The organism is Bacillus sonorensis NBRC 101234 = KCTC 13918, from assembly GCF_001592005.1.
Classification (GTDB): Bacteria; Bacillota; Bacilli; order Bacillales; family Bacillaceae; genus Bacillus; species Bacillus sonorensis.
The window spans coordinates 126196-139634 of the sequence record NZ_BCVZ01000001.1; the positions used below are offsets into that span (position 1 = coordinate 126196).

Consider the following 13439-nt stretch of genomic DNA (forward strand, 5'->3'; position numbering starts at 1 on the left):
CCTCCTTAGGCAGCACACCTCATCATGCTTATGCAGGACGGCTGCGAAGCATTGGAAAGCCACGTCTGTCTCGCATATTCAAGCAGGTAATCCGGATTATGAAATAAAATCGCATCAATCAGCAGCCTGCCATGTTCCGGGTCACTCTCCCCGGCCGCCTCCTGTTGGAGAAAATCCCGGGAAAGGGTTTTGATGCGCTGGCGCGACCTGAATAACAGCGATTTGACGGATGATTCCGGTTTGTCGAGCATCTCAGCGATTTCGTGCAGCTGATAAGCAAACACATCCTTGAGCAAAAAGATCGTCAGCTGCTTCGGTGTCAGCGCACCCGCCAGTTTTTTGACCACATGCTCAAATTCATCCGCCGCTTTCATGCTTTCTGACTGCTCCCTCTCCTGATGCCATTCCGAAAGAAAACATTCGCGTTTTCTTTTTCGAAGCTGGTCAATCCATTTATGCTTCGCAACCGTTTTTTGATAAGCGGGCGAGGCGTCTGCTTGTTTGATTTCCATTAATTTCAGGATTGTATCCTGAGCCAAATCCTCTGCGTCCCATTTATCACCGGTGATCATCATGCAGTATTTCATCAACGCTTTCTGCTTTAATTCATTCATGAATGAATTCACACTCCTTAAAAGAGGCCTCTTACTTTAATAAACGGATTTCCCCCCTGAATGGATACGGGTATTTAAAAAAATTGTAACAAAAAAACGCCTATCTTAAATGATAGGCGTAAACAGTATGTGTTACGGCTGTTTTGAATCTTTGGTCTGGCCCTTGTCCTGAGCGCCGGAATCATCAGAAGAATCTTCCGTTTTTGTTTTACCGTCAGTACCAGTGCCGTCTTGTTTGTCTTCTGTTTTCGGTTTTTCCTCATCAGAAGGCGGAGCAGGTTCTTTTGCTTGTTCAGAAGCCTGTTTTTCCATTGCTTTTTCAATGGTTGACACCGGCTTGTCCATGAAGTTCAACGGATTCAAAGCCACTCCGTCTTTGCGGATTTCAAAATGCACGTGATTTCCGCTTTCTTCATTGTAAAGGTTTTTGCCTGCTTTGCCGATGACTTGGTTTTGCTCGATTTTGTCGCCTTGTTTGACGCTCACTTCAGACAGAGATTGATACACGGTTGATAAACCGTCTTCATGCTCGATTTCAACAACATAGCCTAACACAGGGTCTTTTGCAGCCTTGATCACCGTACCGCTGAGAGATGCGGAAACATCGAATGTTTTTCCGTCTTTCTCTGCCAAGTCGATACCTTTGCTCATGCTATACGTGTTATCATAGTTTACAAGTGCTGCTTCTTTCTCTTCTTTAGATGCGTTTGTTTCAAAGAATTTTTTCACGACGGAAACATTCTCTGAATCAACAACCGGCATTGCAACATTTTCGACTGGTTTGCCTACTTCTACCGCGTCATCACGGTTATCATAGGCTGATTTCTTGCCATCTTGTGCAAGCTTGTCTTTCACATCGTGATTAGATGCTGATTGATACCAAAGAACAGCAGTTAAAACAACGACCGCACTGATCAGATAGATGGCGGGAAATACCCAGCGTCTGCGGAAAAACTTTTGCAGCTTTGTGATTTTGGAAGTACGATTCTTTTCTTCCTCTTTCATTCTTTCATCACCTCAGCAACATTCTGAACACTTTTCAGAAAATATATACATTTGCAAAAAACTTTTTTTCTCATTAGTTTTTGCAGACTAGCCCACAAATATGTAAAAAAGCGGAATAAAGCATGCATGATTGCCGAAAAAACAACGGCAGCAGCTTTTTTTTGCACCGATAAAATCGAACAGGAAAGGACAGAATAAGATCATGAAATTGCGCATCGCCAAACAAGACGATCTGCAGACAGTCGTCGATATCTATAATTCCACCATTTCTTCACGGATGGTCACGGCTGATACAGAACCTGTAACAGCAGAAGACAAGCTGGACTGGTTTTTGCATCATACTGAATCAAGGCCGCTTTACATCGTGGAGAATGAAGCGCAGGAATGCATCGGCTGGATCAGTTTCGAATCATTTTACGGCAGACCCGCATATGCCAAAACCGCGGAGGTCAGCATCTATCTTCATAAAGCGCATCGCGGAAAAGGTGCGGGCTCGGCCGTTTTAAAAAAAGCGCTCAACGCGGCGTCCGGCCTAGGAATCCGTTCATTGATGGCGTTTATTTTCGCACATAATGAACCGAGCATCAGGCTTTTTCAAAAATTCGGTTTTTCTGAATGGGGGCATTTTCCGGGGATTGCCGAGATGGACGGACATCGCTATGATCTGAAAATACTGGGGAAAGAATTAAAAGAAGGCGAAACATTCTGACGAAAAAAAGAGCTGTCCGTCAGCTCTTTTCATTGTTATTCAGCCAGGCGCTGCCTTCTGTTTTCTTCTTCATGCAAAAACTCCATGAAATTGCTCATGACGGTAAACGGCTGTTCTTTCACCGCCCTGACATAGCGGTTTTTCCGCTCTTCAGACAGGACTTCGCTTTTTTGCATCCGATCGAGAATATACTGAAACACCTTTTGCTGAACATTGCGCTTTTGGTAGGATGACTCCCTGAACAGGGCCATTCCAAAGGCGGCGCCTAAAGCGGCGATGCCCATTTTGATGAACGTGTCCATACCGAAAGACATATGTCCCCAGAAAGATGATAGGTAAACCAATGAGACAAGCAGCACCGGAACCGCTATAAATAGAAAGATCATTCTTTTCTTTAAGATCGGGGCAGCTACCTGTTTCAGGTTTTCCATCTCCCTTCTCATAAAGGCGGGCATTTGGTTAAATGTGTCAAGATCCATAAAAAATCCCTCCTGCTTTCAATAAAAGAGATCCTGTTTCCAACATGAAATCGCGTTTTTTATATTTATATCGTAACTTAGTTCTAATATGTTTTACAGTTTTTTGCCTTAAATCTTTCTTTTAAAGGAACCTTCCTGCTTTTTTCTCGTATAACATGACATAGTTGCTTGAATGATAAGTAACTGATATAAATGGAATGTATCAAAACAAATCCGTCTTGCGAGGTTCAACATGGATATTATTAAAAACATTAGTATCACATCGATATTTCTCGGTTTTGCATTGGTTTTAAACACCCTTTTGGCTATCGTTGTGATCTTTAGGGAACGCCGCGATGCAAGCGCCTCCTGGGCTTGGCTCCTGGTTCTCTTTTTTATCCCGCTTTTAGGTTTTATTCTTTATCTGTTGTTCGGACATAGTTTAAAACGAAAACACCTCTTTCACTGGGAGGATCAGAAAAAGATCGGGATTGAGAAAATATTGGAGCAGCAGCTCGCCAAATTGAAAGACCGCGAATTCCAATTCCGAAATAAAGCGACGGCAGACAGCAAAGATTTAATTTATATGCACATTATTAATAACCATGCCGTGTTTACAGAAGATAATGCCGTTGAGCTGTTGACGGACGGACGCCAGAAGTTCGACCGGCTTCTCCGTGACATCGAAAACGCCAAGGATCATATTCATTTGCAATATTACATTTATAAAGGCGATGAAATCGGTAAGAAGCTGCGGGACGCGCTTATCAAAAAAGCGAAAGAAGGCGTGGAAGTCCGTGTACTTTATGATGAATTGGGTTCACGAAGTTTGCGGAAAACCTTTTTTAAAGAACTGAAAAAGGCGGGAGGATATGTTGAAGTCTTTTTTCCTTCCCGATTTAAGTTTATCAACCTGCGCATGAACTATCGAAATCACCGCAAGCTTGTCATCATCGACGGGATCATCGGATATGTAGGAGGATTTAATGTCGGAGACGAGTACCTCGGTTTGAATCCCGCGTTCGGCTATTGGCGGGATACGCACCTTAGAATCAAGGGAACCGCCGTCCACTCCATTCAAACGCGTTTTATCCTTGACTGGAATCAGGCCTCTCATCACCATGACATTACATACAAGTCCAACCATTTCCCTGAGTGCGGATCTCACGGAAACATCGGCATGCAGATTGTCACAAGCGGTCCCGATTCGGAATGGGAGCAGATCAAAAACGGCTATATTAAAATGATTTCGACTGCCAAGCGGTCCATTCTGATTCAAACGCCGTATTTCATCCCTGACGCAAGCCTCCTTGACGCTCTCAGAATCGCCTGCCTGTCCGGCGTTGACGTCAGAATTATGATTCCGAACAAGCCTGACCATCCTTTCGTCTATTGGGCGACTCTTTCTTATATCGGCGAGCTTCTCAAAGCCGGCGCCTCTGTGTTCATTTATGATAACGGCTTTATTCATGCGAAAACAATCGTTGTAGATGAGGAAATCGCTTCAGTCGGAACGGCGAATATCGATATGCGCAGCTTCAAGCTGAATTTTGAAGTCAATGCCTTTTTATATGATGAGGAAATTGCAAAAAGCCTTGTCCTGTCATTTGAAAAAGATCTGAAGGTATCGAAAGAATTGACCTATGAAGAATATCAAAACCGAAGCAGAAGCGTCCGGTTCAAGGAATCGATTTCGATTCTCCTGTCCCCGATTTTATAGCGGAGCGAATTCGCGGCCTGTTTATCGGCAAATTGAATCCCCCTGGTACCTCCCAGGGGGATTTTTCTATCGCCCGCTCCCCTCCGCTCGTGCCTTCCGTGTTTCTGATCGGGAATGCGTACCCATGCCGGGAGCAGCATCAGCATCACGGATACGAAGCGCGAAACATAAAGCAGCCGCAAGGAATCCCGCCGCACCGAGCAAAGCCATCCGGTAAGCGCTAAGATCCGGCTGCAGGTCTTCCGTATGTTGACTCATGACCGCGAGAAGGCAGGACATGACAGCGACGCCTAAAGCAGAACCGAGCCGATTCTGTACATGAAACAAGGTCGTTGCCCGCCCCATTGAAGCTGAAGAGATGTTGGCAAAAGAAGCGATCTGAACCGCGCCGACCGCCTGTCCCAAGAAAAAACCCGCCAAAAATAGCAGCCCTCTCAGAAACCATGGGTTTGCCCCGGGTCCTGTCAAGCTAAGCAGAGCAAACATCACAGCCCCACACAACAATGCGGCGGAGATCAGCCGGCGCAGACCAAGTTTTGCAAAAAGGCGGGGCATCAGCTGAGAAGCAAGCATCAGCCCCAATGCTTCCGGAAACGTAATCAGGGCTGTATCGAGAGCTGAGTGATTCAGCACTTCCTGGTACATCAGCGGAAATACGTACAGCATGCCCAGCAATCCGGCTGCAGAGAACAGCGATATGAAGCTCATCGTTCCGAAAACCCGATCGGCCAGCAAACGCAGATTAAGCAGCGGATCTTTGACATGAAGCTCGACAAAAACGAGGATGGTCAAAAGAACAAGTCCGCCGATTCCGGCTGCAAGTACACCTGGCGAACCGAATCCGTTCACCGGTCCCTGATTGAGCGCAAAAACCGCCAGCGCCACTCCCGGTGCTGAGAGAAGAAAGCCGGGCAGATCAAATGCCCCTGCTCCTGATTGAATATCCTCATCAAGGAAGAACAGACCGAACAGCAGAATGATCAATCCAATCGGAATATTAATGTAGAAAATCCAGCGCCATGACAACTGATCGGTAAGAAATCCGCTGATGATCGGCCCGAGCGCGGGAGCCACGGCAACCGGAAGAACAAGAACACGTGAAATTTTTGGCCGTTCATGCGGAGGAAACGTCCTGAACAAAATCGCCATTCCCACCGGCGTAATCAGTCCCCCGCCGGCACCCTGGATGACGCGGAACAGATTTAATCCATTGAGATCTCCGGCTAGTCCGCACAATGCAGATGCAGCTGTAAACATCCCGAGCGCTATCAGAAAGATCCGCTTTGTACCCCAGCGGTCGCCAAGCCATCCGGCAATCGGCAGGCATACGGCGAGACTGACCAAGTATCCGATATTGACGATGCCGGCGGCCGACGGGGACGTCTGAAACTCCTTTATGATTGTCGGCAGCGCCATGTTGACGACGCTCGCGTCCATCGCCGCCATAAACATCGCTGTGACATATACGACACTGACAACCGTCCTTTGCTTGAACGGCCTCATATTCAGTCTTCACCGCCGTGAACCCCGAGTGCTGGCTTCAGGCTGTTCGGACGAAGATCGCTCCAATTTGAGCTGATATATTCAACACAATCGCTTCGATTTGCTTCACCAAAGACAGCGGCCCAGCCGGACGGCACATCAATAAAAGCCGGCCAGAGCGAATACTGGCCTTCGCTATTCATCAGGACAACATATGTGCCGTCTTCATTTTCAAAAGGATTCGTCATCATTCTCTCCCCCTTCTTTCTTTAAAAGCCCTACTTTAAAACAGCTAATTTTTCTGCGAGGATGCGGCCAATTTCGGCAAGCGGCTCCGGCTGGCACAGATCCTTGTGCCGGCAGTCAATATCGTGCTGCTCGATTTCCCCATTCAAATAAGGAAGCCATGATTCCGGCTCAATCGGATCAAACCATTCCGGAATGACGGTTGATCTGAAGAACAGGAGATTTCCGTGATAAGTTTTAGGTTTATAAGCGCTTAAAATACGCACTGAATTAACATAGGTCTCCTTTAGGTTCATTATCGCTGATTCATCGAGGCTGGCCAGCGCACTGCCGTCGCGCCGCAAGATTTCAATCGCGTTTGACAGCTCAAGCGGCTCCCCGTCAAGACTATCCGGATCATATCCGCCTAAAGCCAAGAGGGCAATAAGCGCTTCCTGCTCATCAGGAGCATCCTGAATCGGAAGGAAATGATTCGGGTAAGCATCAAGCATGACGAGAAGGGAAATGTCTTCGCCTTGTTCCTGCAGCTGGGTTGCGATTGCATGAACAACATTGCCTCCGAGAGACCAGCCGAGAAGACGGTAAGGTCCGGCCGGCTGAATGCTTCGGATATGGCGGATATAATCAGCAGCCATCTCATCCAATGTCTCCGGTAATGTTTCCCGCTTCGCGATGCCCCGTGCCTGAAGGCCGTAAATCGGATACTCTTTGCCGAGAGACGTCATCAAACCGGCGTAGCACCAGCTCAGTCCTCCTGCAGGATGTACACAAAACAGAGGCAGTTCAGCACCGCCCGCCCTCAGCGGAAGCAGCACATCCAGCGCGCTCCGGCTGCCGCCGACCTCAAGGCGTTCAGCAAGGCCGCTGACAGTCGGCGCTTCCAGCAAGTCGCCGATGCCGATCTCAGCTCCGAGCGCTTCACGGATGCGGCTCATCAGCTGGACAGCAAGCAGTGAATGTCCGCCAAGCTCGAAGAATCCATCATCAATCCCGACCCGCGGCACGTTCAAAATTTCTGAAAACAGGTCGCACAATATCTCTTCTTGCGGCGTGCGCGGACCCCTTCCCTTAACAGCCGCTGTAAAATCGGGTTCAGGCAGCGCTTTGCGGTCAAGCTTGCCATTCGGTGTCAATGGCAAAACGTCAATTTTCACAAAAGCCGCCGGAACCATGTAATCAGGCAGAGTCCTTGAGCCGTGCCGTCGCAGCTCAGCCGGCTCCGGCCCTTCCTCTGATGCAGGAACAATATAGGCGATCAGACGCTTATCCCCAGGCTGGTCTTCCCGCACAACAACAGCGGCCTGATCCACTTCATCATGCTGTACAAGCACAGATTCAATCTCGCCCAACTCTATTCGGAAGCCGCGGATTTTAATTTGCTGGTCAGCCCGCCCCATATAATCAAGAGTTCCATCCGGGCGCCAGCGGGCCAGATCACCCGTACGATACATCCGCGTTCCGGGCGGACCATACGGATCAGCAACAAACCTCTCGGCCGTCAAATCAGGTCTTCCCAAATATCCCCGGGCAAGGCCGCTTCCGGATACATAAAGCTCTCCGGCCACTCCCGGCGGAACCGGCTCAAGACATGAATCAAGCACATAAACGCCAAGGTCGGGTATCCCGCAGCCAATCAAACTGTTGGCTTTTAAAGCCGCGATCTTCTGATCAAGGGAAATGTAGCTGACGTGCACCGTCGTCTCCGTTATGCCGTACATATTGATCAATCTCGGGAAATAGTCGGGATGACGCTGATACCAGTCTTCCAGCCTGCTCAGTTCAAGCGCCTCCCCGCCGAAAATGACAAAGCGCAAGGAGAGAAGTTTTCCAATTTCAGGATTGTCGCGATCCGCCTGCATCAGTTGATAAAATGCCGATGGGGTCTGGTTGAGAACCGTCACGCCTTCATTTACGAGCAAGCGCAGAAAGTCGGCAGGCGAACGGCTGATGGCATGCGGAACCACAACAAGCCGGCCACCATGCAGCAGCGGGCCCCAAATTTCCCAAACTGAAAAGTCAAAGGCGTAAGAATGAAACATCGTCCAGACATCATCTGCACTAAAATGGAACCATTGCTCTGTCGCTCCAAACAGACGGACAACATTCTGATGCGGAATCACCACTCCTTTTGGTGTACCGGTCGATCCGGATGTATAAATGACATACGCCGGATGAAGGGGCGAGAGCGGCTCTAGCCGGTCTGCATCGCTCGGATTCGCATCAGCATACTGTTTGAGCTCTGCTTTTATCCGGGAATCATCGAGCACAATCCGCGGAACAGCTCCTGCGTCAGAAATGCGCGAGTCAACCTCTGAATTTGTGATTACGCAGGCAGGCCGGGCATCTTTCAGCATAAAAGCGATTCTGTCAGCCGGATAATCCGGATCAAGCGGAACATATGCCGCGCCCGCTTTAAGTACAGCCAGCAGGCCGACAACCATATCCAATGATCTTGGCAGCGCCAAGGCTGCGAATTGTTCAGGACCGAGCCCTTTGGCAATGAGCAGCCGGGCCAGCCGGTTCGCACGCTTGTTGAGTTCGCTGTATGTCAGAGTGTCATCCTCAAATATGACGGCGATGGTTTCAGGAATTTCGGCGGCCTGTTTTTCAAACAATACCGGCAAACTTGCCTCAGGCACTTTCAATGAGGCTTTATTCCATTCAGACAGCATCATTTGGCGTTCTTCAGGCAAAAGGATTTCCAGCCGCCCGATCGGCTGATCAGGATCGGCTGCAGCGGACTCAAGCAGCTTCAATAGCCGCGCCGCCAGCGCTTCAGCCGTATCACGCTTAAATAAGTCTGTATTGTATTCGAGGAATCCCGCAATGCCTGCCGGTGTTCCGTCCGGATTCCGCTGTTCGCGAAGTTCAATCGTCAAATCAAACTTGGCGGCGCCGACGTTCCGGATTTCAAGATTGGATTCGAGACCTGGAAGCTCAAGCGCCGGTTCAGGCGTATTTTGGAATGCCAGCATAATTTGAAAGAGCGGATGTCTGGCACGGGACCGGGCAGGGTTGAGAACTTCAACAAGACGCTCAAAAGGAAGATCCTGATGTTCATAGGCATTGAGATTTACGTTTCTGACCCTGCCGAGAAGCTCGCGAAAGCTGGGATCACCTGATGTGTCAGTCCGCAGCACAAGCGTATTGATGAACATTCCGATAAGCCCGCCTAATGAATCGGCGCTTCTTCCCGCGATTGGGCTGCCGATTGGAATGTCGGTTCCGGCTCCCATTCTTGTAAGCAATGCGGCTAGACCCGACTGCAAAATCATAAACAGACTGACTCCGCTGCTTCTCGCCAAGCTGAGCAGACGGCTGTGCAGCTCCTGCTCAAGCTCGAGCTGAATCGTGTCACCTTGATAGCTTGATTCAGCAGGCCGCGGGAAATCGGTTGGAAGCTCAAGCTGATCGGGCAGACTTTCAAGCGTCTTTGTCCAGAATGTCAGCTGCCTTGCAATCAGGCTATCCGGATCACTCTCACTGCCAAGCAGACTTTTCTGCCAGAAGGCATAGTCGGCATACTGTACGGGCAGCGGCTGCCACTCCGGAGCAGCATCCTGACAGCGGGCATTGTAGGCGGCTTCCAAATCACGGGTCAACGGCGTCAGAGACCATCCATCACCGATCATATGGTGAAGAAGCAGCAGTAGGACATATTTGTCCTGCCCAAGCACGAAAAGCTGAGCGCGAAACTGAGGCTCTTCAGCCAGGTTAAAGCTGTACCTTACAGCTTCAGCAAGCACTCTCTCAATCTGATTTTCGCTGACATGGGAGACGAGCAGCTTAGGACGGGCCTTGTCCGGATCCAATATAAGCTGGCATGATGTCCCCTGCCTTTCGGGGAAAATCGTTCTCAACGGTTCATGCCGTTCAGCAACATCGCCAAGAGCCTTTTCAAGCGCATCGCGATTCAGACGGCCGCTCAAATTGACAACAACCGGAATATTGTAGGTAGGACTCGGGCCTTCCAAACAGTATAAAAACCATAAACGCCGCTGGGCAAAGGAAAGAGGAATTTCTTCCCGCCGCTCAAGCTTCTGCAGCTCTGGACGGACGCTTTCCGCCTTGTCAAGCTGTTTGGCAAGTCCGGCGGCAGTCGGTTCGTCAAATAAACGGCCGATTCCGAGTTCCGCTCCCAATACTTCGCGAATACGGCTGACGAGCCGTCCGGCCAGAAGCGAATGTCCGCCAAGATCGAAGAAGCTGTCATCAATGCTGACGCGCGATATCCCCAGAACCTCAGCAAACAGATCACACAAAATTTCCTCCTGCGGTGTCCTCGGCTCGCGTCCGGCTGCTTGTCCGCTTATCACGGGAGCCGGCAGCGCTTTGCGATCAAGTTTTCCATTTGGCGTAAGCGGAAGCTCTTGCAGAATGACAAATGCAGACGGCACCATATAATCAGGTAGCGTTTCACTGACATAGCGGCGGAGCTCAGCCGGATCAGGACTTGCTTCCGGAGCCGGAACGATATAGGCGGCCAAGCGGGGATCCCCCGGATGGTCTTCGCGAACGACAGCGGCAGTCTGATGAATATCAGGATGGCCGGAAAGCACCGTGTCAATTTCCCCCATCTCGATGCGGAAACCGCGGATCTTAATTTGGTGATCCGCCCGTCCGATATATTCAAGAGAGCCATCCGAACGCCACCGTACGAGATCGCCCGTCCGATACATCCGGGTACCCGGCGGTCCGTAAGGATTGGCGATAAAACGCTCAGCCGTCAGACCGGGCCGGCCTAAATAGCCGCGCGCCACCCCCGCACCGGCGATATAAAGCTCTCCGGCCACTCCCGGAGGAACAGGCTGCAGGCCTGCATCCAACACATATACTTGTGTGTTCCAAATCGGACGGCCGATTGAAGGCGCTTCTTGCTGATCGTTTTCCAGCGCGGCAGAGGTTGACCAGATCGTTGTTTCAGTCGGCCCATAAAGGTTTGTCAGCTGACAGTCCAGTTTTTGCAATCGCCGGGCAAGGCTGCTTGGAAGGGCCTCGCCTCCGACAAGCACTCTGAGTCCGCGAAGCTTTTCCGGAACGCTTGTCGCCAATGCATGCCACAGAGTCGGTGTTGCCTGCATTATCGTAATGTTTTGCTCATCAATCATGTTCGCCAGCGCCGGAGGATCTTGAACAATCTCCTTCTCAGCGATGATGAAGGAGGCACCGCTGAGAAGCGGCAAGTAAATCTCCAGCGCCGATATATCAAAAGCAACCGTGGTAACCGCCAAAAGCCTGTCATGGCGCTGAAGAGAAAAAGTCTCCTGCATTGATAAAAGAAAATTGCATAAGCTTTCAGCTGATACAACGACTCCCTTAGGTCTGCCGGTAGACCCGGACGTATAAATCATATAGGCAGGCTGAAGAGGCGACCGTTTTCCATTGTGATCCGCATCAACCGGGTTATCAGAAGAGTAGTGACAGATTTCAGTGATGGTGTCTTGTTCATCAATGACCATTCTTGCTACATTTGCATGATCGGAAATACGAGCCGCGGCCTCCTTGCTCGTGATGACGAGCATCGGCTGTGCATCGCCGAGCATATAATCGATCCGGTCAGCCGGATATTCTGGATCGATAGGCAAATAAGCCGCTCCGGCCTTGAGGACGGCAAGCATACTGATTACCATTTCTGCGGACCGCGGCAGAGCCAAAGCAACAAACCGCTCCGGTCCGGCTCCTCTTTCAATCAGCAAATGGGCCAGCCGGTTCGCCCGTTCATTCAGTTCGGCATAGCTGAGAACATCTCCCTTAAACACTAAAGCCGGCGAGTTTGGATTTTCTTCCGCCTGCATCTGAAATAATTCAGGAAGAGTGGTCTCGGGAAGTGAATGATCAGTTTCATTCCATTTGATAAGCAACTGATGGCGTTCTTCAGGAAGCAGAAACTCTATTTTTCCAATCGGCACATCTTGTTGAATACCGGATATTTTTTTTAGAAGAATCAGAAAACGTTGCAGATGTTTTTCGAGTTCACTGTCCTTGTATACGGCAGGATTGGCATCTATATTTACCTTTAAGCCGTTTCCCCCGGGCCTCCCGTAAATGTTGATTGATAGGTCGTCTACAGGTCCTGTCGTAAGATTGTGAACAACGCCGAGATGACCGGCAAAGTTCAAACTGTCGGAAAACGGCATCAGATTAATCTGCGGACCGAATAGCCGCTGGTTTTCGCCAAGCAGCTTCAGATCGCGGCGCAGCTCTTCATGGCGATAATGCTGGTGCCTGCGAATTTTCATGATTTCCTCTGAGATCTGCTTCATAAGCTTGGCCGCACCCATCTCAGGCCGCATGGACAGGCGAAGCGGCAGAAGATTCATAACCATGCCGGGAATATTCAGCGAAGCTGAGCCTAAACGGCACATCATCGGCAATCCGAGGACGACATCGCTTGCGCCTGTAAGACGGTGAACATAAATGGCCGCTGCCGCGATCACTGCTTCATGCCAGCTTGCCCCAGTCAAGCTTGCCGCAGACGGGAGACGATCGGCATGTTCCGCGGGAAGATGTGCAGAACGGCGAAGAAAGCTGGAGGAAGTTCTCGGCGCCCTGTCGGCAAGACTGACCACCTCAGGTTCATCACCGAAGCGGTCAAGCCAAAATTGGCGGTCCTTTTGATATTGATCTGATGAACGATACTCCTCATCTTCCTTGAGAATCGAATCAAGAGAACCAAAGGATCTTTGATCATCAACCGACATGCCTCGTACGAGCGCGGTATACAATTTTGAAAGCCTCTCGGCAATCAGTGTAAAACTGAAACCGTCAGTTGCGATATGGTGTGCCCGGTGATACCAGAAATAAAGCTCTGGCGCCGCTTTAAAAAGTGCTTCTGTAAAAAGCGGACCGCTGCTCAAGTTGATCGGCCGGGCAAGATCGGCTCTCATCCATGCTTCAGCCGCTTTCCTCGGGTCTGTCTCGGAACTGACATCGATGAAATGAAATGGAAAATCTGTTGAACGATCGATGACCTGCCACGGCCCATCCTCATCTTCTCCGAAACGGGCATGCAATGCATCCGCTTCTTCAATGACGCGGCAGAGCGCTTTCTCAAAAAGATGATGATCAATCGGACCGCTGATTTCAACATATTCAGCGGTATTATAGATCGGATTTTGCGGATCAAGCTGCTGTGCATACCAAATGCCGGCCTGTGCTCCGGTTAATGGCCTGCGATGATCTTGACATTCAGGCATTATGGCAAC

Annotated in this window: 8 protein-coding genes; 2 read left to right on the plus strand and 6 right to left on the minus strand. The window is 49.9% G+C overall.

What is annotated here, in order from left to right; translation table 11 throughout:
- Positions 1 to 5: 5 nt before the first annotated feature.
- A complete protein-coding gene (locus BTR1S_RS00600) occupies positions 6 to 614 on the minus strand; it encodes a sigma-70 family RNA polymerase sigma factor (protein WP_029419619.1) in 609 nt (202 codons plus the stop codon).
- Between the two features lie 132 nt (positions 615 to 746).
- Complete coding sequence (gene spoIIQ, locus BTR1S_RS00605; protein WP_029419620.1) at positions 747 to 1619, minus strand: stage II sporulation protein SpoIIQ; 873 nt, start codon at positions 1617 to 1619, stop codon at positions 747 to 749.
- Positions 1620 to 1821: 202 nt separating this feature from the next.
- Here spoIIQ and BTR1S_RS00610 point away from each other — a divergent pair, with 202 nt between their 5' ends.
- Entirely contained in the window at positions 1822 to 2328 is a 507-nt protein-coding gene (locus BTR1S_RS00610; protein WP_029419621.1) for a GNAT family N-acetyltransferase, read from the plus strand.
- 35 nt (positions 2329 to 2363) lie between these two features.
- Here the strand turns inward: BTR1S_RS00610 and BTR1S_RS00615 are convergent, their stop codons facing one another.
- Entirely contained in the window at positions 2364 to 2807 is a 444-nt protein-coding gene (locus tag BTR1S_RS00615; RefSeq protein ID WP_006639376.1) for a YwnF family protein, read from the minus strand.
- A 250-nt stretch (positions 2808 to 3057) separates the two neighbouring features.
- Between BTR1S_RS00615 and cls the strand changes: the two genes are divergently transcribed.
- A complete protein-coding gene (gene cls / locus BTR1S_RS00620) occupies positions 3058 to 4506 on the plus strand; it encodes a cardiolipin synthase (protein ID WP_029419622.1) in 1449 nt (482 codons plus the stop codon).
- Between the two features lie 66 nt (positions 4507 to 4572).
- Here the strand turns inward: cls and BTR1S_RS00625 are convergent, their stop codons facing one another.
- The 3 genes from BTR1S_RS00625 to BTR1S_RS00635 are packed head-to-tail and all read right to left on the minus strand — an operon-like array spanning position 4573 to position 13430.
- Positions 4573 to 6015 carry an MDR family MFS transporter gene (locus tag BTR1S_RS00625; protein ID WP_029419623.1) on the minus strand — a complete coding sequence of 481 codons (1443 nt, stop codon included), beginning with the start codon at positions 6013 to 6015 and terminating at the stop codon, positions 4573 to 4575.
- A complete protein-coding gene (locus BTR1S_RS00630; RefSeq protein WP_006639379.1) occupies positions 6012 to 6236 on the minus strand; it encodes an MbtH family protein in 225 nt (74 codons plus the stop codon). Before BTR1S_RS00630 ends, BTR1S_RS00625 begins: the two co-directional genes overlap by 4 nt.
- A 30-nt stretch (positions 6237 to 6266) precedes the next feature.
- The gene (locus tag BTR1S_RS00635; RefSeq protein ID WP_029419624.1) at positions 6267 to 13430 is read right to left on the minus strand and encodes a non-ribosomal peptide synthetase; all 7164 of its coding nucleotides are present in this window, start codon (positions 13428 to 13430) and stop codon (positions 6267 to 6269) included.
- Between the last annotated feature and the right edge of the window lie 9 nt (positions 13431 to 13439).

What these genes read in the sequence shown, in the direction of transcription:
- BTR1S_RS00600 (WP_029419619.1), bottom strand. Translation starts at nt 614, where the DNA reads ATGAATGAATTAAAGCAGAAAGCGTTGATGAAATACTGCATGATGATC.
- spoIIQ (WP_029419620.1), bottom strand. Translation starts at nt 1,619, where the DNA reads ATGAAAGAGGAAGAAAAGAATCGTACTTCCAAAATCACAAAGCTGCAA.
- BTR1S_RS00610 (WP_029419621.1), top strand. Translation starts at nt 1,822, where the DNA reads ATGAAATTGCGCATCGCCAAACAAGACGATCTGCAGACAGTCGTCGAT.
- BTR1S_RS00615 (WP_006639376.1), bottom strand. Translation starts at nt 2,807, where the DNA reads ATGGATCTTGACACATTTAACCAAATGCCCGCCTTTATGAGAAGGGAG.
- BTR1S_RS00630 (WP_006639379.1), bottom strand. Translation starts at nt 6,236, where the DNA reads ATGACGAATCCTTTTGAAAATGAAGACGGCACATATGTTGTCCTGATG.
- BTR1S_RS00635 (WP_029419624.1), bottom strand. Translation starts at nt 13,430, where the DNA reads ATGCCTGAATGTCAAGATCATCGCAGGCCATTAACCGGAGCACAGGCC.